General features: G+C 39.9%; 24 protein-coding genes and 1 tRNA gene. 7 read left to right on the forward strand and 18 right to left on the reverse strand.

All coding sequences use genetic code 11. From position 1 onward, the window contains the following. Nucleotides 1-23: 23 nt before the first annotated feature. The 9 genes from AC3IRX_RS09810 to AC3IRX_RS09850 form a co-directional block, all read right to left on the reverse strand. Nucleotides 24-878 carry a hypothetical protein gene (locus AC3IRX_RS09810; RefSeq protein WP_489210069.1) on the reverse strand — a complete coding sequence of 285 codons (855 nt, stop codon included), beginning with the start codon at nt 876-878 and terminating at the stop codon, nt 24-26. A 1-nt stretch (nt 879) separates the two neighbouring features. Beyond that, nucleotides 880-2,235 carry an NADH-quinone oxidoreductase subunit NuoF gene (gene nuoF / locus AC3IRX_RS09815; RefSeq protein WP_489210071.1) on the reverse strand — a complete coding sequence of 452 codons (1,356 nt, stop codon included), beginning with the start codon at nt 2,233-2,235 and terminating at the stop codon, nt 880-882. A 15-nt stretch (nt 2,236-2,250) separates the two neighbouring features. Continuing rightward, nucleotides 2,251-2,760, reverse strand: coding sequence for an NADH-quinone oxidoreductase subunit NuoE family protein (locus tag AC3IRX_RS09820; RefSeq protein ID WP_489210072.1), 510 nt, complete (start codon nt 2,758-2,760; stop codon nt 2,251-2,253). An 82-nt stretch (nt 2,761-2,842) separates the two neighbouring features. Then, nucleotides 2,843-4,066, reverse strand: a complete 1,224-nt coding sequence (locus AC3IRX_RS09825) for an NADH-quinone oxidoreductase subunit D (protein WP_459084507.1) — start codon at nt 4,064-4,066, stop codon at nt 2,843-2,845. 26 nt (nt 4,067-4,092) lie between these two features. Then, complete coding sequence (locus AC3IRX_RS09830) at nt 4,093-4,587, reverse strand: NADH-quinone oxidoreductase subunit C (protein WP_459111775.1); 495 nt, start codon at nt 4,585-4,587, stop codon at nt 4,093-4,095. Between the two features lie 62 nt (nt 4,588-4,649). Continuing rightward, nucleotides 4,650-5,207, reverse strand: coding sequence for an NADH-quinone oxidoreductase subunit B (locus AC3IRX_RS09835; RefSeq protein WP_459084509.1), 558 nt, complete (start codon nt 5,205-5,207; stop codon nt 4,650-4,652). Between the two features lie 24 nt (nt 5,208-5,231). Then, nucleotides 5,232-5,603 carry an NADH-quinone oxidoreductase subunit A gene (locus tag AC3IRX_RS09840; RefSeq protein ID WP_459084510.1) on the reverse strand — a complete coding sequence of 124 codons (372 nt, stop codon included), beginning with the start codon at nt 5,601-5,603 and terminating at the stop codon, nt 5,232-5,234. Between the two features lie 120 nt (nt 5,604-5,723). Further along, on the reverse strand, nt 5,724-5,912 hold the full coding sequence (locus tag AC3IRX_RS09845; protein WP_459084512.1) for a hypothetical protein: 189 nt from the start codon (nt 5,910-5,912) through the stop codon (nt 5,724-5,726). Between the two features lies 1 nt (nt 5,913). Then, nucleotides 5,914-7,041 (reverse strand): GNAT family N-acetyltransferase, encoded by a 1,128-nt coding sequence (locus tag AC3IRX_RS09850; RefSeq protein ID WP_489210074.1) that lies wholly within the window; start codon nt 7,039-7,041, stop codon nt 5,914-5,916. Between the two features lie 121 nt (nt 7,042-7,162). On the opposite strand from AC3IRX_RS09850, the gene AC3IRX_RS09855 reads away from it, so the two are divergent. Next, a complete protein-coding gene (locus AC3IRX_RS09855; protein WP_459084514.1) occupies nt 7,163-7,858 on the forward strand; it encodes a zinc metallopeptidase in 696 nt (231 codons plus the stop codon). 19 nt (nt 7,859-7,877) lie between these two features. On the opposite strand, the gene AC3IRX_RS09860 is transcribed toward AC3IRX_RS09855, so the two are convergent. From AC3IRX_RS09860 to AC3IRX_RS09870, 3 genes are all read right to left on the reverse strand, one after another. Beyond that, nucleotides 7,878-8,489 (reverse strand): IMPACT family protein, encoded by a 612-nt coding sequence (locus AC3IRX_RS09860; RefSeq protein WP_489210075.1) that lies wholly within the window; start codon nt 8,487-8,489, stop codon nt 7,878-7,880. A 136-nt stretch (nt 8,490-8,625) separates the two neighbouring features. Then, complete coding sequence (locus tag AC3IRX_RS09865) at nt 8,626-8,904, reverse strand: hypothetical protein (RefSeq protein ID WP_489210076.1); 279 nt, start codon at nt 8,902-8,904, stop codon at nt 8,626-8,628. A gap of 17 nt (nt 8,905-8,921) precedes the next feature. Next, the gene (locus tag AC3IRX_RS09870) at nt 8,922-9,179 is read right to left on the reverse strand and encodes a hypothetical protein (RefSeq protein WP_489210077.1); all 258 of its coding nucleotides are present in this window, start codon (nt 9,177-9,179) and stop codon (nt 8,922-8,924) included. Between the two features lie 219 nt (nt 9,180-9,398). Between AC3IRX_RS09870 and AC3IRX_RS09875 the strand changes: the two genes are divergently transcribed. Next, nucleotides 9,399-11,117, forward strand: coding sequence for a tetratricopeptide repeat protein (locus tag AC3IRX_RS09875; protein ID WP_489210080.1), 1,719 nt, complete (start codon nt 9,399-9,401; stop codon nt 11,115-11,117). On the opposite strand, the gene ribD is transcribed toward AC3IRX_RS09875, so the two are convergent. The 5 genes from ribD to rbfA form a co-directional block, all read right to left on the reverse strand. Further along, nucleotides 11,114-12,136: a bifunctional diaminohydroxyphosphoribosylaminopyrimidine deaminase/5-amino-6-(5-phosphoribosylamino)uracil reductase RibD gene (gene ribD / locus AC3IRX_RS09880; protein WP_489210081.1), complete on the reverse strand. Its 1,023-nt coding sequence runs from the start codon at nt 12,134-12,136 to the stop codon at nt 11,114-11,116. The two genes, AC3IRX_RS09875 and ribD, sit on opposite strands and share 4 nt — an antisense overlap. Nucleotides 12,137-12,186: 50 nt before the next feature. Further along, nucleotides 12,187-14,229: a DUF349 domain-containing protein gene (locus tag AC3IRX_RS09885; RefSeq protein ID WP_489210083.1), complete on the reverse strand. Its 2,043-nt coding sequence runs from the start codon at nt 14,227-14,229 to the stop codon at nt 12,187-12,189. A 104-nt stretch (nt 14,230-14,333) separates the two neighbouring features. Next, entirely contained in the window at nt 14,334-15,071 is a 738-nt protein-coding gene (locus AC3IRX_RS09890; RefSeq protein WP_489210085.1) for a shikimate dehydrogenase family protein, read from the reverse strand. 87 nt (nt 15,072-15,158) lie between these two features. After that, the gene (locus AC3IRX_RS09895) at nt 15,159-16,364 is read right to left on the reverse strand and encodes an ABC transporter permease (RefSeq protein ID WP_489210087.1); all 1,206 of its coding nucleotides are present in this window, start codon (nt 16,362-16,364) and stop codon (nt 15,159-15,161) included. Nucleotides 16,365-16,370: 6 nt separating this feature from the next. Next, the gene (gene rbfA, locus AC3IRX_RS09900; RefSeq protein ID WP_459084521.1) at nt 16,371-16,733 is read right to left on the reverse strand and encodes a 30S ribosome-binding factor RbfA; all 363 of its coding nucleotides are present in this window, start codon (nt 16,731-16,733) and stop codon (nt 16,371-16,373) included. Between the two features lie 93 nt (nt 16,734-16,826). Here rbfA and mce point away from each other — a divergent pair, with 93 nt between their 5' ends. The 5 genes from mce (at nt 16,827) to AC3IRX_RS09925 (ending at nt 24,871) form a co-directional block, all read left to right on the forward strand. Next, on the forward strand, nt 16,827-17,225 hold the full coding sequence (gene mce, locus AC3IRX_RS09905; RefSeq protein WP_489210089.1) for a methylmalonyl-CoA epimerase: 399 nt from the start codon (nt 16,827-16,829) through the stop codon (nt 17,223-17,225). Nucleotides 17,226-17,287: 62 nt separating this feature from the next. After that, a tRNA-Ile gene (locus AC3IRX_RS09910) sits at nt 17,288-17,361 on the forward strand. A 469-nt stretch (nt 17,362-17,830) separates the two neighbouring features. Beyond that, a complete protein-coding gene (locus tag AC3IRX_RS09915) occupies nt 17,831-20,917 on the forward strand; it encodes a hypothetical protein (RefSeq protein ID WP_489210090.1) in 3,087 nt (1,028 codons plus the stop codon). Nucleotides 20,918-20,921: 4 nt separating this feature from the next. After that, on the forward strand, nt 20,922-24,386 hold the full coding sequence (locus AC3IRX_RS09920; RefSeq protein ID WP_489210091.1) for a DUF6443 domain-containing protein: 3,465 nt from the start codon (nt 20,922-20,924) through the stop codon (nt 24,384-24,386). 5 nt (nt 24,387-24,391) lie between these two features. Then, complete coding sequence (locus tag AC3IRX_RS09925; protein WP_489210093.1) at nt 24,392-24,871, forward strand: hypothetical protein; 480 nt, start codon at nt 24,392-24,394, stop codon at nt 24,869-24,871. Nucleotides 24,872-25,441: 570 nt separating this feature from the next. Here the strand turns inward: AC3IRX_RS09925 and AC3IRX_RS09930 are convergent. Then, entirely contained in the window at nt 25,442-25,624 is a 183-nt protein-coding gene (locus AC3IRX_RS09930; RefSeq protein WP_489210095.1) for a hypothetical protein, read from the reverse strand. Nucleotides 25,625-25,748 lie beyond the last annotated feature (124 nt).

A 25,748-nucleotide genomic window follows, 5' to 3' on the forward strand; every position in this document is an offset into this window, starting at 1 on the left:
TGAATTCTAAAATGAATTAATTATTATTTTACTTTAAAAATATAGCCAACCCCAAAATTAATTTGCCCAAACATAAAGTCTTGTGAGGCTTTATCGGGTTGGTTGTTTAAGGTGGTTTTTATGTCGGGCATATTGATATAACCGACTTTTCCTTCTACTCTGGCCATCCATCGTTTCCAAAAGATGACATTGATATTGGTTCTTGCATCAAGACCGAAACCGGCCACATGAAAACGATCGCTTCTTTCGTTTCCGAACAATTTTACGTTACTCTTGGGCATTAGCATTCCAATTCCACCCCCGTAACTCCATAAAATATCAATCTTTTCCTTTCTAAGGATCGGTTTGTATTTCTCCAAACCTAAATTGACATAGTTTAACCCGTCCGTATGTTCAAAGGTTAAAAATTCGCTGTCGCTTAAATTAACCTCTCCATTTTGCACTTTTGCAGCATATACAGGATCGGTGATTTTTCCTTTGAATCCTACCGTTTGGTCTTGGTCCATCACATATTTCATATGGTCTTGAGCAATCACAAGCGCCAAATCGTCCTTGAGGAAATATCCCAGCCTAAAATTAAATTGAGGAATGGAAATTTTCCCGGGGTTGATATAATCTAAACTTAACTTCGAGGGACGATCGTGCGCCACCACATTTTCTAAAGTGAAGTTATAGTCCGCTCCTTTGAATCGAATGTCAGAATCGGTGAATCCTGCTCGATTCCACCCCCAAAAGACAAACATTTGTCCTTTTTTGGATAAGGGTTGAATCTCAAGATCCAATTCCTTACTAGGGTTTTGTAGAATGTCGGTTTCTTGGGCAGAAGCAAATTGCACAGCTCCAAAAAGAATTACAAAAATTTGAAAGATCTTCTTCATTTTATTCGGCACTTGCCACTACAGGGATTGGGTCTGCATAATTTGCGAGTCCATAATTTTTTGTTAGGGCTTCTGGATTGTTTATATGCCATTCAAATTCGTCTCTAAAATGACGGATTGCGGCTGCCACAGGCCATGCGGCTGCATCGCCTAGAGGGCAAATCGTATTTCCTTCAATTTTTCTTTGAATATCCCAAAGAAGATCGATGTCCTCCATGGTTCCTTGTCCTTGTTCAATTTTCTTAAGTATTTTATACATCCAGGGGGTTCCTTCACGGCAGGGTGTGCACTGTCCACAACTCTCATGAGCATAGAACCGGGATAGGGTCAGGGTATGCTCTACGATGCACTGATCTTCATCTAGTACTTCAAATCCTCCTGATCCCATGGAAGTACCCGTCGCAAATCCGCCGTCCGCAAGGGATTCGTAATTCATGAGTCTAGGTTCTCCATTGATGGTTTTCAAAAGTAGATTTGCCGGAAGAATAGGAACAGAGGATCCACCTGGGATACAGGCTTTTAGTTTTTTTCCATCCTTAATGCCTCCACAGTATTCCTCTGAGTAGATGAATTCTTCCACTGAAAGGTTCATGTCGATCTCGTAGACTCCGGGTTTGTTTATATTTCCACAAGCTGAAATTAGCTTGGTTCCCGTGGACCGTCCTACGCCAATTTTCGCGTATTCCGCACCGGTCAATTCAATAACAGGTACAACGGCTGCAATGGACTCTACATTGTTTACTACAGTGGGTCTTTCCCATAGGCCTTTCACAGCTGGGAAAGGAGGTTTCAGTCTTGGATTTCCTCTTTTTCCTTCTAAGGATTCTAATAGGGCAGTCTCTTCTCCACAAATGTAAGCTCCTGCTCCTCTTTGAACATAGATTTCCAAATCAAATCCAGAACCTAAAATGTTTTTGCCCAAGAATCCTGCCGCTTTTGCCTCGTCAATTGCCTGTTCTAAAATGTCAGGTATCCAAGAGTATTCTCCACGGATGTAGATATAGGAAACATTAGCACCCAGACAGTAAGAAGAGATAACCATTCCTTCGATCAGTAGGTGAGGCAGATATTCCATGAGATAGCGGTCCTTAAAGGTGCCGGGCTCAGATTCGTCTGCATTAACCACAAGGTGTCTTGGAACTCCTTCGGGTTTAGCCAAAAAGCTCCATTTTAAGCCGGTTGGAAATCCGGCCCCTCCACGTCCACGCAGTCCCGAAGTTTTCACTTCTTCGAGAATTTGTTCTTGGGTCATTTTGAAAGCTTTTTCAGCCGATTCGTAGCCTCCGTGCTCGCGGTAGACGTCGAAGTTTCTGATTCCTTCTATATGTGCGTTTTTAAGTAAAAGTTTTTTACCCATTTCTCCTTCTATAAATTAATCCAAAGCGAGGGCTCCCTGTCTGCATAGAGCAAGGATCTCATCCACTTTTTCAGTAGTTAAATTTTCATGATAAAACTTGCCCAGCTGAAGCATAGGGGCGTACCCACATGCACCTAAGCATTCGACAGGCTTAAGAGTAAACATTCCATCCGACGTTGTCTCTCCGTCTTTAATTTGCAGGGTGGTACGGATGTGGTCTAAGATTTTCTCACTTCCTCTTGTTAAACAAGGACCGGTTCTGCATACTTCGAGTACATACTTACCCATGGGCTGCATGTTGAACATCGTATAAAAAGTGGCCACTTCGTACACCTCAATCGGTTTGATCTGAAGTAAAGTTGCCACGTAGTCCATTACGGGAACATCTAACCATCCGCCAAATTCTTTTTGGGCAAGATGCAAAATCGGAATCAATCCCGATTTTTGTCTCCCTTCCGGGTAACGGGCTATTATTTTATGAACCTTTTCTAAAGATTCGGGTCTAAAAGCAATTGTTTCGCTCATGGTATAGAATTCTATAGTGTTTTGCTTTGGAGTCAAAGACTTTGTTTTTCAAAGCAAAACGGTTTTCAAATACGTCGTTTTATTAGGCGTCAAGTTCTCCGGCGATGACATTCATTGAACACATAGTGACAATTGCATCCGAAATCATTTGACCTTTAATCATTTCAGGGTAAGCTTGGTAAAAGATAAAGCAAGGACGTCTAAAGTGAAGTCTGTAAGGGCTTCTTCCGCCGTCGCTCACAAGGTAAAATCCAAGTTCTCCATTTCCTCCCTCTACACAGTGGTACACTTCTCCTTTAGGAACTTCCGTTTCTCCCATGACAATTTTGAAATGGTAGATAAGAGCCTCCATACTGTTGTAGACCTCTGCTTTTTCTGGAAGATAAAATTCGGGTACATCCTCATGGAAGTTTCCTTCCGGCAGATTCTTATAGGCTTGTTCGATGATTTTTAAACTTTCCCAGACCTCGTGTTGTCTGACCATGAATCGGTCGTACGTATCTCCTGCGGAACCTATCGGCACCATGAAGTCAAAATCTTCATACGAAGAATAAGGGGAGTTTACACGGACGTCGTAATCGACACCCGCCGCTCTTAAGTTAGGACCTGTAAATCCATAGCTTAAGGCACGTTCTGCCGAAATGGGTCCCGTTCCAATGGTTCGGTCCATGAAGATTCTGTTTCTTTCGTTCAAGGCACAAAATTCACCCCAAATTTTAGGGAATTTTTTTAACCAAGTCTGAAGAAGTTCGTGGAACTTAGGAGTGAAATCTCTTTCAAATCCACCAATTCTACCCATGTTTGTGGTCATCCTTGCTCCGCAAATTTGCTCGTACATTTCGTAGATGGCTTCACGCTCTCTAAAGAGATAGGTAAGTCCCGTGATGGCTCCTGCATCCATTGCAGTAACCCCATTGCATACCATATGGTCGGCAATTCGGGCGAGTTCCATCATAATCACTCGCATGTAATCGACACGTTTGGACACTTTGCATCCAATTAGTTTCTCAACCGTCATGTGCCAACCTATATTGTTAATAGGTGCCGAACAATAATTCATTCGGTCGGTGAGGGTCGTGATTTGAGAAAAATTCCGGCGCTCTGAAATTTTTTCAAACGCGCGGTGAATATACCCCACGGTTTGTTCACCGTGTACAATTCGTTCCCCGTCCATGGTAAGCACGTTTTCAAAGATACCGTGCGTTGCCGGGTGCGTAGGTCCAAGGTTCAGCGTATAGAGTTGACCGTCGATTTGTTCCTTGGCATCGAATTGGTTAATTATATTGGAGAGTTGATTGTCTTTCATAATAGGCTCTTGTTAATGGGTAGGCATTATCTACCAAACATGTTATCGTCCTTGTCGCTACGGGTTCCGTCTTCGAGACGGTATTCTTTTAGCATCGGGTGGTATCCCAAATCCTCCATGTTTAAGATCACGCGAAGGTCAGGGTGTCCTGAGAATTTGATTCCAAAAAAATCATAGGTTTCTCTTTCCATCCAGTTGGCTCCTGCGTAAAGATCCGTAAGGGTTTCAAACTCGGCACCTTCTTTCTTGGTAAAGGATTTAAGTCGTAAACGGAAGTTTTCCTTCATGTTATGAAGATGGTAAATTACACCCAGTTCATTGTCAGTATCCTCTGGATAGTGAATGCCCGTAATGTCCGTTAAAAAGTTAATTTCGAGCGAAGAATCGCGTAAAAAATGGACGATCTTTTTTAAGTCCCCTTTCTTTACCACTAGCGTTAACATACCGTAGGGCTCACTAAAGGAGAGGATGCTATCTTGAAATTCTCTTTGCAGAGCTTCTAAAACGAATTCGTTATTCATGTTGTTTCTTTATTTGCGCAGGCTTCCCAAAAGAGGTCTGCTTTATTGTGCCCTCAAATAGTTTAGTTGATTCCGTACGACTCTAAAAGAGCTTTGTACTGGTCGGAATCTCTTCTTCGAATGCTTTCACTTTCTGCCAAGGCTTGTACCTGCATGACTCCTTCAATGATTTGCTCTGGTCTCGGAGGACAACCGGGTACGTAGACGTCTACAGGAATGATTTTGTCGATTCCTTGTAACACGGAGTAAGTGTCAAAAATCCCTCCGCTAGAGGCGCATGCACCCACTGCCACAACCCATCTAGGTTCTGCCATTTGGGTATATACTTGCTTAAGCACGGGGCCTAATTTCTTCGAAATAGTTCCACAGACCATTAGCATGTCCGCGTGGCGTGGAGAAAAGGAGTTACGTTCCATACCAAAACGACTTCCGTCGTACGTGGGATTCAGAAACGCCATGTATTCAATTCCACAACAAGAGGTCGCAAAGGGAAGAGGCCAAAGGGAGTGCTTTCTTGCAAGTCCCACCACACTGCTGAGCTGGGTCGCGAAGAAACCTTCTCCTTCAAGTCCTTCCGGTGGAGTTGCGTCCATTCGAATTACGGGTTTATTATCTGACATAATGTTTGTTTTAATAATTAATGTTTAACGGTCCCAATCTAAGGCCCCACGTTTCCAAACGTATAGGAAGGCTAAGAAGAAAATAGAGACAAACGTAAGTACGGCTAAAAAGCCTTCAATTCCAAACTCGCGGAAATTCACCGCGTATGGATAAAAGAATACGATTTCTATGTCGAAAAGAACGAATAGAACCGCGGTCAAGAAATATTTAACAGAAAAGGGTGTTCTTGCATTTCCTTCCACATCCACACCGCATTCGAAACTTTCGTTTTTCTTCGTATTGCCCTTCACTTGCTTCGGTCCAAGAAAATGGGTGCCGAGAAGAGATAAGAGCACGAAACTAAGTCCTATCAATCCTTGGAAGAGTATAGGGATATAATTTTCAGGTAAATTCATAGCAACTGCATTAAATAGTAGATGCAAATTTAATGAATTAATGATAGAAAAAAAATAAGAGGTATAGAAAAGACTTTTTAAATGAACAGAGGGCGTTCAATTTAGAATTGTTATAAATAACTATTCTTTTTTGTTTTTTTTCAGCTTTCTGATCAAAACGAATGCGAGAATAGCGATATACAAAAACAGCACGCTCGTGGCTAAAATGTTGATCGCTGCATTGGTTCTTGGATCCTCCACCTCGAAAAAGAGGTTGTATGCAATGTAAAGTACGACCAGAGCAGCATATACGAGAAGGTGCTTTTTCATTTTAGGAAAGTTTTTTACTATAAGTCCTTCTTCGTTTGTGATTAACGGGATGGTAATCTTGCCACAAAACTTGAATGTTTTTGTTTTCTTCTAGTTCAGGATTGGTTTCTAAGAATTTGATTCCTTTCTTTTTGAACGATTTGTAAATTTCTGTAAAAATAATGGAGGTGATTCCGCGTCTTTGGTATTCTGGGTGGATGCCAATCAAATAAAAGTTGGCTCGTTCGTTTTTGCGTCCTGCGGAAAGGAAATGCATCCATCCGAAAGGCCACATTTTCCCTTTTGATTTTTGCAATGCTTTGGAATAGGAAGGCATTGTAATGGCAAATGCAACCAATTTCCCACTTGAATCGCAAACACAGACGACATAATCTTTGTGAATGAAATTGAAGTACTTCTCCTTGTACATTTTGATCTGTTCAGGAGAGATAGGAGTATAGGTGGATAAATTTCGATACGTTTCGTCAAGAAGTTCAAACATCGGTTCCACTAAAGGAATCAGCTCTTTTTTGGATTGAAATTCTAAAACCTTTAAACCGTATTTTTCCAAGACAAGGTTGTAAAAACGCACTACTTTTTCGGGAAGGATTTCGGGAAAAGTTAATTCGTATTCAACCCATTCTTTTTCTTTTAGAAGGCCGTGGCTCTCCATATGCTGAGGGTAGTATTCGAAATTATAGAGCCCAATCATAGTGGCCAGACGATCAAATCCCATGGTAAGCATTCCTGCTTTGTCAAGGTTTGTGATCCCCATTGGGCCTTCAATTGTGTTTATTCCCTTTTGCCTTGCGTATTGAGCAGCGGTGTCAAGCAATGCTTTGGATACCTCAAGATCATCAATGAAATCCAGCCATCCGAAACGCACTTTTTCTACCCCCAATTCTTTTCTCTCTTTGTGGTTGATCATCACGGCAATACGACCTACGACTTTACCGTTTTTTAGCGCAATGAACTGCTTGGCTTCTGCGTAAGCGAGGGCCGGATTTTGGGCGGGATCCCAGATTGATTTTTCATCCTGAATTAAAGAAGGAACGAAATTCGGGTTATTTCGATATAAATCCATTGGGAATTGAATGAATTTCATCAAGTCATCCTCAGATTTAACTTCTTGTACAGAGAGTTGTGGCATTTTTCTAGATTGAATTGGCAAAGATAATTATTAATTTTTTAGTGGACGTATTTGGCACGGTTTTTCCTTCTTTTTTAGTATATTCGGCATTCGAAAATTATGAAGCAATACAATAAGAAATATGGGTAGTTATTATTTGATTATAGGGCTGGTGTTTATTGTCAGCATGATTGTGCAAAATAAGTTAAAATCTAAGTTTGCACACTACAGTAAGGTTCATTTGCAAAACGGACTTTCTGGAAAAGAAATTGCAGAGAAAATGCTTCGCGACAGTGGAATTCACGACGTGCAAGTTATTTCTGTGCCAGGTCAATTGACAGACCATTACAATCCACAAAACAAAACAATCAATCTCTCCGAAGGAGTTTATATGCAACGTAATGCAGCTGCAGCGGCAGTCGCTGCCCATGAAACGGGCCATGCGGTTCAGCATGCGACGGCTTACGCAATGCTTACGCTTCGCTCCAAGATGGTACCCATGGTAAACATATCGTCAAGACTACTTCAGTTTGTATTGATGGCTGGACTTGTGGTTCTTGCGATGAGTGGAAACAAAACCGTACTTCTTGTCGGAGTAATTTTGTTTGCTGTGACTACTGCATTTGCCTTTGTCACCTTGCCTGTGGAGTATGATGCAAGCAATCGCGCTTTGGCCTGGCTGAAAAGCAGTGGAACCTTAGCGAACAAAACAGAATACGAAGGAGCTGAGGATTCCCTTAAGTGGGCTGCAAGAACGTATGTGGTTGCCGCCTTGGGCTCTCTTGCTCAATTGATTTATTTTGCCTCTCTGCTTTTTGGCGGAAGAAGTAATAATTAGAAAAGAAATTATACTGAAATTAGAGAATCTCCTCTATTTCAAATTGAACAGACGGCATTTCAGCAAATTGGTTTGAAATGTCGTCTTTTTGTGAAGTTTTGATTCTAGCCGTGATCTGGCAACTTTGGTCTGCATCAAATTGTAGAACTTTTGCTTGCAGTTTGTTTAAAACCGTAAATATTACATTTTGAGAAGCGAATGGAAATGTGATTTGGATGAGGGATTCTAATTCCTTAGTGACGATTTCGCATTCTTCTAGAGTTAAAATAGCTGACTCCTTATAAGCTTTGACAAGACCTGAGACGCCCAGTTTGGTTCCTCCGTAGTACCGTACAACTATGAGGAGTACATTGGTTAGTTCGGTGGAGAGCAATTGGTTGTAAATAGGAAGACCTGCGCTTCCAGAGGGTTCGCCGTCATCGTTCGCTCGGTAGTTTTCCCCCTCAAGTCCAAGACGATATGCATAACAATGGTGGGTCGCCTTCGGATGGCCCGCTTTAATTTGAATAAGAGCTTTTTGAACTTCTTCTTCGTTTTCAACAGGAAACAAATACCCAATGAATTTACTCCCTTTCTCTTTCGTTAAAATGTTCTCGACCTTTGAGGCTGCTGTTTTAAACTCCGTGATCATACTGCGAAAATAAGAAAACTTTTGACCAAAGAAAACTGCCCTTAAAAAGGGCAGAGAAAGGCTAAATCATTTATTAACTAACTAACTTGGTGTTTTTATAGCCTAGCTTTTGTTTTGCACGTTCGTGCAAAGTGTATTATTTGGCCGCTAAAACCTTCGTTTGAAATTGTTTCCAAAAGGAAAGAGTAGGTTCTATACGAAGTAAATTCGCACGTTGCAAGTCTTCTACAAAATCATTTTCATTTTCAAAACGTAAATAAATTTTTTCGAAAGTAGATTTGCGATGCGAGTAGGCATGCATGAAGTCTAGATTGTTGTCCCAAAGTTGCATGTCATGGTTTCGCATCCAAGTAACGAAATCATTATTGCTTTTTCTTTTGACACTTCGGCTTCTTCTTAGTAATGTGTAAATCATGGAGGTTGTGGTTTTATTTATATGGTGCTTGGTTTTTTAAGGTATCGCTCAAAGAAACTCATTTTGATCTGGACCAGACCTAATCGTTCAAGATCATGAAGGAATTGCCTTTCATTTTGGGTGTTGATCTCAATGTTTAGGTCCATAGCAAAATGCCTCATGCACTCTCCGTTGCTAATAAGCTCGGGAAAATCCTTTGTTCGTAATTTCTTAACTAGTTCAAAGGGAGTCGAGTAATGTATCGTTTTTGAACTCTTCAAAAATGTGCAGGTCATAAGCAATTCTTTTTTGCGAGGAGTTCAAAAGTACGCAGGAATTGGGGGCAGCTCTTAAAATGGAAGGGGACAAAAGGGGGACATTGTGTCAAAACCGGCTTCTAAGGCTGTACACTGGGTGACAAAAGAATAATTGTCGGGGCTTTATAAAATAATACTTTGTCTAATAAAATTGATTAATTTCGGTAGCTAAAACTAAGCCATTAAATACCACCGAACATGTATCGAACATTGTTGCTGTTCCTACTCTTAGGATCCTCCCTTTTCTCACAGAGTTTGCAGATTCTGAATCAGGTGAGTTATTCAGCCAAAGATTTGGAGCGCTTAATTAAAGAAAGAAAGACTGCACCTTGCGAAGACCAGAAGAACAAGGTCTATTATAAGGATCTTTTGGATTCAAATCAACCCCAATTGCAGGTTCTTTCTTTGCTCTTTAGAGCGGATGACTACTCGCAATGCTACGATCGGATCAATTTACAGAGTGAGGTTTTGTTTCACGAAGCGATTGGGAAAAGTCAAGATATTTCCGATGAATTGTGGGTTTATTCCCAGCTCGAATACGCAAATTACCTCTATCGTTATCGCAACATGTCCAAGGCGCTAATGTATTACCTTACTATTGATCGGACAATAAAGAAAGGGGAATTAAAAGATCCCATCCGGTATCGCTACACTTTAAGATCGTTAGGCTATTTTTATGGAACGATCGGGGCGAGTAGAGAGGAGCTTCATTATTTGAAGGGGGCACTTATGCTTTCTTCCAACGATTGGAAAGAGCGCGCCGCAGTGCTCGATGCACTAGGAAACTATTATTTGAGTTCGGGAGAATTAGACAAAGCTGAGGCGCTTTTTGAAGATGCCAAAAGAGTCGCTTTAGAATCTAAGCAGGAAATTCGATATGCCAAAGTCCTAGGGAATTTGGCAAGAGTGGAAATGGCACGACAGAATTTCCCTCGGGCTATGAACTTGTTAGAAGAAGACATTGCGATCTCAATTCGTTTAAAGGAGCCGATGAATTTGATGTTCGCCCGAACGACCCTGGCCCAACTGTATTTCGAATTAGGTGATTTTAAAAAGGCAGAACAAAACTTAGAGCTAGCCACTTTGGTGTACAAATCGAAGCCTTATTATGCGACCAATGGACTCGATATTGAAAAATTAAAGCTTCGTGTATACGAAGAACTAGGGCAAGAAGAAAAGCAATTAAAAACGTATCAAGTTATATCCCAGTTGGAGAAGTTCGTCGAGACGTTGGATGGAGATAAAGCGCTGGACAACACGCATTTATTGCTCCAAAAACTAAATTTGCAAAGTGCCATCAGTGAGTCGCAGCAAAAGAAGGTTTTGCTGAATCGAACGATTTTCTTTTATAGTGTCATTATTGCCCTCATGGCACTTCTCGCTGTATATATTGTGAAATACCAAAGGAATAAGGTGAAGAATGAGCGGCTCGTTTATGATGATAAGGTAAAAAGTTTAGAATTAATTAACCTTCAAACCGAAACAGAACTCTTTAAAGCAAACCAGAATCTAACTTTGCATGGTCGGTATTTAAAAAACAAGAACATACACGTCATTAACTTACGTCGTGAACTTCAAAATGAACATAATTCGAAGAATGAACTCTTAGTAGATCGTCAAAAGAAAATTGATCGTTTGCTAAGTACCCACCTTATGACCCAAGAAAATTGGGAACTGTTCAAGCAGGAATTTATAATCGTACATAAAGGGTTTCACAAGGCGATCGAAACCGATTTTTCGGATTTGACCGAGTCGAATAAAAGATTCGTATTTCTACGTAAACTAGGTCTGTCTGGAAGAGAAATCTCGCAGCTTCTTGGTGTGACCCCAGAGGCAGTGAAAAAATCAGCTCAACGACTTAAAAAGAAACTAGGGGAGCGATATGCTCTGCTAGAGAAGCTTATAAAAGAGGATTAAGTGTTCTTGTATTCGGTTAGAAGGTTAGTGCCAAGGGTCCATTGTTGGGAGGCTGAATGATTCATCTGCGGCGCAGGAGTCCCCATTTTTAAATAGAGTCCAGGGTTTTGAATCTTATAGGCTGTATCCCATAAACCGAGCTCTAGGAATTGTCTATGCATTTGGGCTCCCCCTTCAATTAGAACCGATTGGATACCCCGACGGTGAAGTTCCTTCAACAGATTCGAAATTAAATTTGAAGAATCAATTTTGATGTATTCGATCTGGCCGAGTACTTCGTCCTTTTTGGAATTGAACACAAGAGTAGGTGCCTCGAGATTAAAAAGTGGGGACTCCGTGGAGAGTTTTAAATCCAGATCAAGAACCACTCGAATCGGATTTCGACCCTCTATGTGCCTCACCGTTAAACTAGGCTGATCCCTTTCTGCTGTGCGGGTGCCCACAAGGATGGCATGTTCCTGATGCCGTAGCAAATGCACCCACTGATTGAGCTTCGAATTAGAAATGGGAGTGGGTTGGAAATGATCATCAAGAAAACCGTCTGCCGATTCTGCCCATTTCAAAGTGATATAAGGTCTTTTTTTGATTTGGGAAGTAAAAAATCGTTTGTTTAGCTCCACCGCTTTTTCTTCTAAGACTCCTACGCAGACCTCAACTCCCGCTTCTTTTAAAAGAGCGACGCCTTTTCCATCTACCTTTTCACTCGGGTCTAAAACAGCAATCACCACTCTTTTGAACCCAAGTTCTTTTAGCCTTAGTGCGCAGGGCGGTGTGAGCCCAAAATGACTGCAGGGTTCTAATGAAACATAAATTGTGGACTCCCTTAGAATGGACAAATCCTTAATTTGACGAATGGCATTGATTTCAGCATGTGCTGATCCTGCCTTTTGGTGAAAGCCTTCCCCTATAATTTTGTCATTATGCGTAATTACTGCACCAACGATTGGGTTAGGGTAGGTGTCTCCTAGCGCTTTTCGGGCAAGCTCCAAGCATCGGGTCATGTAGGCTTGATCGGTCATGATAGTAATTCAAAAAAGCATCCCTTAGGAAAGGGACGCTATTGTAGTTGTTATTCTCCTGTGATGATATGATGGAGGCTTGCTTTAAGTCGTTCCAATTGTTCTTTTTTCTCGTCAAGTTTTTCGTACGTGTCTTTTAGTAAAAGATTGTCACGTCCTGGGGACTTGAAGAAACTTAGGTTCGTCTCTAAATTGGTCACTTGTGTTTCGAGGTCGGCAATTTGATTTTTAATTTTTCTTGCTTTGTCCGTTAATTGGCTCTCGGATAAATTCTCATCCTTCAGATCGTATTCGCTTAGGTTGTTTAATTTTAATTTTTCACGTAGCAATTTGTTGAACTGACTATGAATGTAAAGTCGATCTTTCGGAACTTTGCCTAAGGCATTCCAGCGAGCTTTTATATCTTCTATTTTTGCTTCACTGTCCGCGTGATGTGTCACCGAGGCGAGTTCGTCCAATAACAATTTTTTCTCTTTGAAATTGTCTAGCCAGTTGTCCTGAGCAGCAGGGCTTTTTGTACGGAAATTGGTAAAGAAGGCATTGCACGCCTCACGGAAATCATTCCAAGTAGACTGCACGGTATGGCGCGGGGTAGGTCCAATGCGCTTCCATTCACTTTGTAAGTTTTTGAATAAGGGTACCATTTTGTCCCAATCTTCCGAATTCATGTTTTGCTTGGCCGTTTCAATCAGCGATAATTTTTTCGTTAGGTTTTCTTGCTGGGCACTCTTAATAGTTTTAAAAAACTTGTTTTTTGCCGAATTGAATTGACGCACTGCTTCTTTAAACTCGGACCAAGTTTCGTTGACATTCTCTTTTGGAACGGATCCTATTTTTAAGAAGGTAGATCGTATTTGTTCCACCTTACTCAAGGTGTCTTTGAAGTTTATATTATTGTCAGGAACAATCATACTGGTGATTCCTTTAATCTGGGCAATCAGCTCACGTTTCTTTTTTAAGTTCTCGTCATGCAGCGCATCCATTTGGGTGTGAAGTTCTACACGTCGATCGTGAATCTGATTGGAAATGGCTCGGAATTCATTCCATGTTGATTCACGGAACTCTTCTGCCACAGGTTCGCCCTCTTCTTTCCATAATTTATGAAGATACTGAAGTTCATTGAGTGCTTTTTGAACCGGTTCTTTTAGAAGATCTTTTGCACGTTCAATGATGTGCTGACGCTTTTCAAGGTTGTGCACATGTTCCTGCTCTAAATATTCTTTGTTAAGGTCCAAAACCTGATAAAATTGATTCAAATGATAGTAATAATCGTGATTCAGCAATTTGAATTGAGATTTTGCCACTTGCCCCGCGTCATTCCAATCTTTTTTGATGGAGCGGATTTCATGAAAAAGGTTAATTCCTGGTTCGCTAGAGGTGTATAGATTTTTTAGTCTCTCTAGAATGGCTTGTCGCTGCGTTAGATTTTCTTCGAACTGTTTTTCTTGGTCTTTCACCCATTCTACGTGTTTTTCTTTGAAAATGGAGATAAGGGCTGAGAGTTTTGATTGAAAAGGGTGTTCATAATCAAAGTCAGATTCAAGACTTCCGTCGGCAAGGAACTGCTTTCGTTTTTGATCTGTTTCAAACGATATTTTCTTAGTAGACCAGTCTTTTAATTGATTGAATGACCGGATTCTCTCTCCTGCATCGGGAAGGTTCACTAGCTTTTCGAGGTCGCTCAGAAGATGTTCGACCGAGTCCGATTCGTGAGAGCCTATTTTTTTTCTGTTGCCGGCAGGATCTTGCTTTTTACTTTTGGAGGAAGGAGCGTCTTTTTTTTCTTCGCGATCAATTTCTGAAAGTACTTTCTCCTCAGGAATTTCTAGGGAAGGAAGCGTTTCTACATTTTGTGCATTTGCTGTAGGTTGAGTCATGATCTCGGTATGCGAGGTACTTGGGGAATCCGGGGCCATTTGATCGGTAAGCTGCTCCTGTTTTTTAGGGTCGATTTCCGAAAGCACCTTTTCCTTTGGAATCTCGAACGGTTCTTGCTGCTCCATGTTTTGGCTCGGATCTAAATTTTGAGGCGTGTGCTCGCTCGGATTTGTATTGTTTTCGGGGTTTGTCGCATTGGAATCCTGCATACTCATAACTTCTGACTTTATGTTAGTGGTCTCTTTCACGCGCCGTGTGAAAATAGCCCGTTAAATATAAACATTTTTTCGATTTCTTTCGTAGTTGGGCTTTTTTTCGCTCACGGTAGGGACTTATTCCATAGAGCCCAGGCTTTTTCTGCTTGCTGTTCCAGCATGAAATAGCCATTTAAGCATTTTGCTCCTTGATCGCTTGCTTTTTTAATAAACTGCGTATATTCTGGATTGTAAATCAGATCAATCACCAAATGCTTAGTTCCTAGTGCTTCAAAGGGGAAGGGGACACTGTTTTCAAGATCTGGATACGTACCCACAGGAGTGCATTGCACAATGAGTGAGGCTGACTCCACTTGACTCTTAGTCAAAGATTCAAAGTTTTGAGACGATTTGCGTTCAATAACTTGGTAGGGGATTTCAAGTTTATCGAGTACGTATTTAACCGCTTTCGCAGCACCACCATTTCCTAGGATTAGGGCGGAATTATGGTGCTCTTTGCGATGCAATTCAAGCGTTTTTTCGAAGCCGTACGCATCGGTATTGTATCCGACCCATTGCCCGCCCGTTATTTTCACTGTGTTTACAGCGCCGATTTCCTTCGCTTCTGGGCTAAGCCCATCGAGAAAGGGAATGATTTGTTCTTTGTATGGAATGGTGACGTTAAACCCTTTTAAGTTTTCCTTTTGAATTCGCTCTTTGATATGGCTTAAGTCTTCCAAATCTAGTAGGAAATAATTGTAATTTTTCAAAAATAACTTTCTAAACTTTTGGGTAAAATACTTTTGTGAAAAAGAATAAGAGATTCCCTTTCCAACGAGTCCGTAATTTGCCTGTAATTCCATAAATCAAATATACATAATTTCACACGCATTTGCGCGAAGAGAATGGTTTCAATGCGTTTTTTTGGAACCTTTGGCTTGGGGCTGAAATTAATCTGCGGGGAAGGGGTCTTTCTTGATTTTTGAAAACAACCAAGAAACCAAAAGACCAAATACAAGAGCGACTCCCGCGACTATAAAATAATTTTCGAGGGTGATTCTCACCGGGAATGGAAGTTCAATGCCTGCTTTGAAAAGTCCTGTTTGCATTTGAATCACACACAGAATAGTTCCAATTGCGAGTCCTAAGAGGATTCCAATCACAACGATAAGCACTCCTGTATAGAAATAGATTTTTCGTAATTGCGCTCTTGGAAACCCTAGAGAAATTAAAGACATGGCTTGCCTTTTCTTATCGAGTTGAAGAATGATGATTGCACCTGCCAAGTTGAAAGTAGTAATCAAAATAACAAGAGAAAAGATTAAATAGATCATAAGCTTCTCTGTGTTGATCATTTTCCAGAAGGCTGCGTTTTCTTCGTTTTTCGTATTTATTTGGTATTCGCTGCCCATTTGTTTTTTAAGGGCTGCCTTTACACTAGAGGCCCGGGTTGGATCGTGGAGTTTGGCAACAATTTTATAAGCACTTTCATTGGAAGTGCCTAAGAGAGATTGAGCAAGACTAATAGGGGCAATAATGTAATTGTCCAATTGATCGTTTCCTGGGAATACCCCCGTAGCAATAATTTCTTGTTTTTCAAAAATGTCCGCTTCTGAATTGATGAGTCCAACTCCTGGTTTAGGCATGTAAATGAACGCAGGTTTTAGCGTTTCTCCCACAGGAATGGCCAGGCGGTTGTCCAAATTGTTTTCTAAAATAACTTCCTTGCCTTTTCGAAGATCCGGCAGTTTTCCAAAGAAAATTCGTTTGTCTATGGGATTTACTTTTGTGTAATTTGAATCGACCGCTCGTAAATAGGCTATTTCGCCTACGCCGCCGTAGTTGAGGTAGACTTTTTCTTCAATTAATTTGGAGTAAGCCTCTACATCTTTTTGTTTTTCTAGGAGTTTCGTAATTAAAACGGGATCCTTAAGCTGTTTTTCAGAAGTACTTGAGATGGTAATGTCCGCATGCAGATCTGAAATAAGAGCCTTGTTGAGGTCTTCCAGTCCGGTAAAAACAGACACAATGATGAACATGGAGGCTACAGCGGTCATCATTGCAAAAGCGGCAAGCCACGTAATAAACGTGACTGCAGTTGAGCCTTTTTTAGCTATTAAATAGCGTTTTGCAATGTAGTATGCTGTACTTGCCACCTTTCCTTATAGTGTGGGATTGTCTCCTTCGCCCTTTAATTCTTTCTCAATTCTTTCCACGTCGTCAAGCGAAGTGTCTAGGTAGAATTGAAGCTCTGGAATAATACGGACCTGTTTTCCCATTTTCTTCCCTAAGAAATTTCGATATTGAGATTTGTTCTCTTCGATTTCTTTCATAATCGCTTTACGGTAATCGTTCGGGAATATACTTAAATAGATTTTTGCAATACTTAAATCGGCAGAAACTTTTACATCCGAAACACTTACAAGAAAACTTTGCTTGCTCTCTGAGGCTTGTTTTCTAAATAATTCGGAAAAATCTTCCTGAATGATTTGGGCGACTTTTCTTTGTCTGTTACTTTCGTTCATGGCGCAAATTTACTACTTTTGTTTGAATATTCTCTCGCTCGCGCTGCACTCTATTGTAAGAGTTGGCTAAGGCGTATTAAGAACTTAAATACCATGAAAATTGAACATTTAGGAATTGCCGTGAAATCGCTTAAAGAATCCGATTCACTATTCGAAAGACTGCTTGGAAAGGGTAGTTACAAAAAAGAAGAAGTGGAAAGGGAGGGAGTGATTACTTCTTTTTACCAAATAGGAGAGAGTAAAATCGAACTTTTAGAATCCACCAAACCGGAGTCTGCAATTTCAAAATTTATTGAGAAACGAGGGGAAGGGATCCATCATCTTGCTTTTGGAGTGGAGAATATCGAGGCTGAGGTTGAAAGGCTGAAAAAAGAAGGTTTTGAATTTATTTCGGAAGAACCAAAGAAAGGTGCAGATAATAAGCTCGTTGTATTTCTTCATCCCAAATCTACCGGAGGAGTGCTCGTGGAATTGTGTCAAGAAATTAAATAATTCTTTCAAAAGTCAATGGAAAGTGTTATTTTTGCAATCCAACAAAAGTAATATATTACTAAGGTCCTATAGCTCAGTTGGTTAGAGCGCCTGACTCATAATCAGGTGGTCCCTGGTTCGAGCCCAGGTGGGACCACTAATTGAAAATCAAGCACTTACAGCACTGTAAGTGCTTATTTTTTACCCCCAATTACTAGCTGGGTACAACAATGGTACAACAAAATGCTATAGAATGTTTAAATAAAGGTACGAGATTTTGTGATTTTTATTTCATTTGTTGTCAAATACATTGACTCTTCTTTTTTACTTCCCTCGTTCACATTTTGTAATGTCATAAAAATAGCCGCCCCAATATTAGGACGGCTACTCTAATTAATCATTCGACGAAATAGAATATTCCAACTTAAGAAGTTGTCCACCATAGTAAAGAACCGCCCCAATATTAAATAATCATTAACAATGGAGGGTAGTGATTATTTGAATTTCTGAAATATGTAGATTTACCTCACTGCTAATCAGGAAATTAAAAGTACATGTTCGCGATAAAAAGGGCATCGTACGCCGTCATATACTGGTATGCAGATTTGCTATTAATTCCAATTACCATGAAACATCTATTAAGTTTAGGTCTTGCAATAGTAATTCACTTTTCCAATTTCCTTTGTGCCCAAGTTCTCAGCACGATGGATCCTTTGGTAGTGAAATCTCCCCAAGCACATGCAATGACCAAATATGGCAACATTCCCGTGAGGCTAGCTACGGGAGCTTTAGATCTTCAAATCCCCTTAATTAATTTACAAATTAGCGGTATGGAACTCGGTGCCCAACTGCAGTATGATTCGTCGGGATTCTTACCCCATAAAAAGTCCGATATCGCAGGAATGAACTTCTCTTTAATTGCTGGTGGAAGAATTACTAGGGAGTTAAACAAAGTGCCCGACGAATATATCGGAAACCCCACATTCTCAGGAGGACCCTTTAATGCAGGAAAAGATTTTCACGGTTTCTTGAAAGGGGTAAAGACTACCCCCTCTAGCAATACACAAGCCTATCAACTCTTTGGTGGTACAGGGAGCACTGAGGGTGTTTTTTGGACTATGGGCCCTAGAGCGAACGGCTACGAGGGAACTCCCGATGTATTTCATTTTGTGGCCCCAGGACTTTCTGGCAAATTCATGGTCGGGAACGATGGGAAGATTTTGGTAGAATCAGACGACCCAAACATCACGGTTGACGTATCGCAGATGGCTCTGTATGGAGGCACAAATTTCTGTGTACCTCCAAGCTCCACAATTACTATTTTGCGCGGCGATGGCACAAAATACATTTTCGGAGGAGATCTTTCAACCTATGAAATCTCTTACGCCTATGGAAGAGATCCCACCAGATATCATGAATTCTACTCTAGCTACCCTATGATTAGCTCCTTTAGCCTAAAAAAAATAATCTTTGATTATGGAACCAAAGAAGTCAATTACCAATACCATAGTGGAACTTTAGGAAACGACTTCTGTAATTTAGTACCTCTTACAAATGCGAAGCAAAACCAATTGCTTTTATCTTTGGAGAGTTATACGCAAGATGGAGCCACCGTATCAGAATGGAAAAATTGCCCTGCAGGCGTAGGCTGTGGAGGTTATACAGTTTCTGAAAACTCCCCTTATGATACCTTTGTTTTGCTGAAAAAATCTATACTTAGTTCCATAAGTTCTGAAAACGAAGAAATACGCTTTACGTATCAGGATCTTGGGTATCCCATCAAACACCACAAACTGGCTCAAGACTTTTTAAACGAATGGGTACTTAAAGAGGTAGAACTTTACCACTTTAATCGACTAATCAAGAAAAAGGTTTTAGAGTACCAGAACTTGGGCGGAGTATATCAAAGACCTTTTCTTTCCTCTTTAAGTGATCCTATGACATTAGAAAAATACAATATGTCTTATCATAAGACCACTAATCTTCCTCCATATTATACCAAAGGAATAGACCATTGGGGCTATTGGAACGGAAAAGACCTAAACACAGGCCTCGCTCCTACCAACCCAAATAGTTACAATTCTGTCACAGGAGACTATCAACTTTTAAATACCTTTCGAGATGCAGACCCAGCAAAAGCCGATGTGGGACTCCTCTCCAAAATCATTTACCCAACAGGTGGATACAGTGAATTCCAATACGAATCTCATCAATACGGAAAAAGACTGGAGCGCAATTCTCAAAGTAACTTTCTACCTACACTAGCCACAGTAAACGGAGCAGGAGGCGGCTCCAGAATCTCTCAGGTACTTCATTATTCTAGTCCTGGGGTTTTGGCTACTGAGCACTTGTATCGCTACACGACAAGCAAGGACGGCGCTCAAAGTTCTGGTACTCTTATGTTTTGGCCTAGATACTTGTATTATTTTGAATTTTCTCAATCTCAATCCCTCCAAAAGCTGCTAATTAAGACAAGTTCTAATATTCAAAAAATGAGCCTAGATCGTTACAATGTTGGATACAGCAAAGTATTTGAAATAAGTCCTGGAAATGGACATACCGAAAGGAATTTCACTTCTTATAGCTCCCATCCCGATGAACTCACTCCAGATACATCTAATTTAAGATTGTACTTCAGCTCAGGAGCCACAACCACAGTTACTCCAATCAATTTATACAAAAATTACAACAACCTCTTCGGTATTAACAAAAGCGGACTTCGAGCAAAACCCTTATCAGAGAGGTATTTTTCGGAGCAAAACCCCACGTTGGTGCAACAAGAAGTTTTGTACGACTACTATAATAATCGTGGATTTAATCCTTCTTCCACTCAGGACGATTCTAATTACGTGACCCTTAATCATTTGTCTGGATTTTGGGTTCAAGGGTATAGAGAATATCTCAACACGCTCCACCTTAAGTCCAAAACTAGTAACACTTATGAAAATGGTATTAGCTCAGGTTCCAAACAAGAGTTTTTTATTGATAGTCCATATCATCTTAATGTCAACCGCACAAAAACGACCACATCCTCTAAGGAGACCTTTGAAGATAAATTGGAATTTGCTCAAGATTCTAATCCCTCAGGGGCGGGGGATCTTAACCAAAGGAATATGAAGGGAATTCCTATAACGGAAACTAGAATTGAAAATCTAAAAGCAAAAAGTAAAACCGCAATACAGTTTAGTAGGGATTGGCTTCATCACGAATTTCTTTTCCCCTCTCAAATTGATCAAATCGAAGCAAATACCATTGGTACTTCCAATGAAATTGGGAAACAGAAGTTAATATTTTCTCGATACGATACTAAGGGGAATTTACTGCAATATCTAAATGAGGAAGGAGTACTTACTTCCTTGATTTGGGGGTACCACAACACGAAGCTTATCGCAAAAGTCACAGCGTATTCCTATTACGGTCTAGAACCATACATCTCAGCCATCGTAAGTGCTTCCAACAGCCACGACCAACTGGGAACCAAGATTCAGGAAGATGCGCTCATACTGGCCTTAGATAACTTTAGAAATCATGCTGCTTTAAAAGATCTACAGATCACCACCTATACCTACCAGCCTTTAATCGGCGTTTCTACGATAACTCCTCCAAGTGGAGAACGTCTGTTTTTCAACTACGATCTTGGAGGGAGACTTGTAAATGTCAAAGACCTAGAGGGAAGAATTCAAAGTGAATTTTTATATCATCTCAAACTTTAAAACCATGAATTTCCATCTGAAGAAAAATTCAAAAGATTTAATACTTGGTTTTGCTTTCCTAGGCATCCTATTGAATCCCGATATGCTCCAAGCACAAAACCTTACTTCCACTGAAAATTATCTCTTTCAACGCCAATATCTTCAACCCGTATTAAATTCCACTCCTACAGCTAAAAAAATGGAAACGGTTTCATACTATGATGGATTAGGTCGCTTAAAACAGGAGATTGAGATAGGGCTTACCCCACTAGGCAAAGATTTGGTGACTCCCGTGGAGTACGACGCATATGGCAGACAAGTAAAAAGCTTCCTTCCTTTGCCTCAAGCGGGTACAACTCAGGGAAGCTATTATAGTGCAGTTCCTATGGCTACTGCGATAGCAGCGTATGATGATTCTGTGCTTTATCAAGAGAGAAAATTAGAATCTTCTCCTTTAGGACGCCTAAAAGAACAAGCTTTTGAAGGTAGTTCGTGGGCACTAAATTCTAACAATACCCTTAAAAAAAGTTACGAACTAAATACCCTAGAGGATAAAGTCAAGCGGTTTGCAGTTATAAGCAGTTGGAGTGAGGGGGTCACATTCTCTACACTCAAGATTGTGAGTTCCTCTGCCACTCAACCTACGACCTATTTTTCTCAGGGACAGTTATTTAAAGATAAAACTACGGATCCTAACCAAAATGAACGCTTGGAATTTAAAGATTCGAGAGGTCGTTTAATTCTTGCAAGAATTGTATTAGGACCAAGTAATTTTCAGGATACCTACTATATTTACAACGAGTATAACAACCTTGCTTTTGTACTTTCCCCACAAGCAAGCAAACAGGTGGAATCTCTCACCTTTGGTGCAACTATTTCGTTGACTTTGCTTGCGGATCTTGCAACACAATACCGGTACAACTCCTACTTTCAGTTAGTTGAAATCAAAAGACCTGCTACAGGTTGGGAGCAATTTATCTACGACAATGGAAACCGCCTAAGGTTTAGACAGGATGAGGGACTTAGAAGTCAGGGGCTATGGCATTTTTACAAATACGATTCCAATTCTAGACTTGTTTATGAAGGGCTCACTCCAGGCGGTAGCAGAGGAAGTTTAGCAAGTATGCTAAAACAAGAATTTACTTTCTATGAGTCATTAAATAGCACGGGATTTTCATCGGGTGGGCTTACAATTTACTACTCTAACAATGCAATGCCCATCGTTGGGTCTTCTTCATCTGTAAATAAAGTTTTATACTATGATAAGTACCCTTTACAAAGTCCTCAAAGACCCCAATACATTGTCCAAAGTTCACAGCCTACATTAAGCGATCAGCCAACCTCTTTTAACGTGAACGGATACTCGTCAAACAGAAGTACCAAAGGACTGCAAACGGCTTTATTCCTTAGAACACTTGGAAGCAGTAGTTTTGAATGGACTAAATCCTTTTTTTGGTACGATACATACTCAAGAGAGATATCACAGCACACCTACTACAACAATGGGGGATACACCAAGGAAGATTATTTATTAGACTTCAGCTCCTCTATTCTAGAAAAACATACCGCTCATAAACGGCTCCCGACCGACTTGGAATTAGTCTTCGAAGAGCGATTTATCTACGACAATAAAAACCGTCTGTTATCCGCTTTTCATAAAGTCGGAAGCAAAACGGAGGAACTTCTTAAAACGTACTCGTATGATGAACTCTCAAGAGTAAGCCACAAGCGTATCGGTAGTGCCACACTACAAGAGCTTAATTTTCGGTACAATGTACGAGACTGGCTGTTAGCAGTGAATGACCCTAACAATTTAGGAAGCGACCTCTTCGCCTTTTCATTGCGATATCAAGATCCACAAGGCGAGGGAAGTGAGCCTTTATTTAATGGAAACATCTCTCAAATGGATTGGGCGGCGCGTACCCCCTTAGATTCTTCTGTTAGACGCTATAGTTACTTTTACGACAAATCGTCTAGACTTATTTCAGCGCTCTATAGCAAACCCCAAGCCACGAATCCTAACACGGGCAGCTACGACGAAACAATCTCTTATGACTCCAATGGAAATATCCTTTCCCTGTCTCGCTATGGAGCATCTGATCAGGCCCCTAGAACCAAAATAGATGAACTATCGTATACTTACCAAGGAAACAAAATTACTAAAGTAGTAGATCTAAGTGCTCAGGGGGCATTAGGATATCCAATCGGCGGTAACCTTTTTTCCTACGACTCTAGTGGAAGAATGACTTCGCTATTGGATATAGGAATTTCAAGTATATCATACAATGAATTAAATTTACCCAAAAGTCTCATCCATTCAGGGACTACCACTTCCTATCAGTACCGATGGAATGGAGAAAAAACACTGCAAATGGCGGGTACTAAAACCAGTGAGTATCTGGATGGGTTTCACTATTTAACCGTGGGGGGTGTGACCACTCTAGAATTTGCTTCTCACAGTGAAGGGTACTTTGACTTTAAGAAAAATGCCTACATTTACACTTATCTGGATCATCTGGGGAACACAAGACTCAGCTTCTGGAAAAATAGCGCAGGAGTTCTTGAGATTATAGATGAAAACCATTATTATCCTTTCGGACTCAAACACGAAGGGTATGGCCATACACCAGTTCCTACTCCGAGCTACCAATATAAATTTGCAGGAAAAGAACTACAAAACACAGGTATCTATGACTTCGGTGCAAGACACTACTTACCAGAATTAGGTAGGTGGATGACTGTGGACCCACTAGCGGAGAAGTATCCAGCATACTCACCATACGCCTATGCACTGAATAACCCAATAAGATTCATCGACCCCGACGGCAGAATGGCGGTTGAGTTTGATACAGATTTATACAATACAGACGGTAAAAAGATTGGAACTGATGGGGTTGATAATGGGGTTAAAATGGTTGTAACTGATAAAAAGGAAGCAAGACAAATATCAAAAATAAAAGGTAATGTTGATTTGAATAATGTTAATTCGGGAGTAATCTTACCAAGTGATGCCACTTTACAAGAAAGCCTAAATGTTTCAGACAGAACTATTGCTAATGGTGGATTAAGAGAGGAATCTTCAATAGTTATGAATGACGGAACTGTTATTCAAGGACAAACAGGCTCTATGCCTACTATTGTTAATGAAGTTCAGACGGCTTCCGCAAGTTTGCCAAATTTACCAGCAGGAACAACACCCGCAGACGCAGAAGCTATAATCCATTCCCACCCTACAACAGTACAGCAAGTAGGTAATCAAATATTTCCGCAATCGGCAAGCACTCCTTCAGCAACAGACAGGGGAACTTTCAGCCAATATAATACAAATATTATAGTCGGACCTTTGGGAACTGTTAAGAATGCTACTACAAACCCTAATGGAACTTTAAATATTCCAAATAGACCAAATGGGGCGGTTATTTATGATAGAAATACAACACCGCAAGTAGAGCTTACAAGAAAAGCTATTCAAAATATACTAAAAAATTAAAGATTATGAAAAAGTATGTGTTTTGGGTTTTATTCCTATTTGTATATCAAATTTCTATTGCTCAAGAAAATAGAAAAAATTTTGATTTTATAGTTTGTGTTGATGAAGAAATTGCAACCTCATTAACCAGACCTGTAATTATAGCTAAACAAGGTACGAATGTTTTGAAAAGAATAGATATAAGTTACCACGCAGGTAATTTATCATTGAGTTCCGAAGATTATAATATGATTTTTTCAGAGCAAGAAATTACCTTGTTTCTTCAATTTGATTATTATCAATATTCATCTAAAGGGAAACAGGAAATTTATAATTATGAAATCGAAATAGGGAAGAATTGGTTTGAACAGACGTTTGTTATTCTTAAAATTTACAATTTGGACAAGAAGAAGTATAGGAAAAAATTAGACCCTTTATCGAAAGACAAAAATTATACTTTTGATTTAGAAACTTCCGAAGGACAAATGCTAAGAATTAAGAATTAATTAAAAAACTACACAATGAATAAGGTCGTAAATTTCTCAATACTATATGCAAGCCTATTTGTTGTTGAAGTTATAGTCTGTTTTCTATTACTTTTTTTTAATTCGTCAAGTTTTAAGGGAAATTTTGATGGAGCTACTTTATGGAATTTATGGAGATTACTCTTTTTTGGTTTGCCCTTTGTAGTATTATATTTTTTGTTGTTTAAGTACTTTAGAAATATCAAGCTGTACAAACCATTATTGTTTTCTCTTTTTAATTTACTGATTTACGTTTCATTATCGGTATTATCGAGAGTTATTTGGGGCAAAAATGTTCCGTTACCGCCAGAAGGAATAATGTTTTGGATAACTTGTATGTCAATATGTTTAAGCCCTATTCTTTTGGGTAAAATACCATATTTTAGGCGACTAATGGAAAGTATATAACCAAAAACGCCAGGCTTCGAGCTTTGCGTTTTTGTTTTATGAAGTATCAAATAAGTAGTAAAAGTACCTTATAAGTTGTATGGTTATAAAATATCGCCATCAAATGTTGTGAACTAGCTTGTAGTTTTCTCACAGGATAAGTGCTTAACTTCTTTGATATTTACGTCTTTGTTTGTAATTAAGATAAGCGAACGAACCTAAAACGGGAAACCCAATGATTGCAATTAACCACAGTGTAGCATTTCTATCTTTCCAATCTAATGCAATAAATCCCCAAGCATAAACTATTAGTCCTAAGCCAAAAAAAATTGTTATTAATGTATCCATAAATTTTGCTTTTTTCATTCGTTTCAAATAGACATTTTGATTAAGGAATTAATCGATAGCGAATCTTGTTTCTAATCCAAAATGTCTTTGTTTTAAACTCAATTTGTAAGGAAATTTGCTCTTT

This window comes from Epilithonimonas sp. KH_059 (assembly GCF_057838485.1).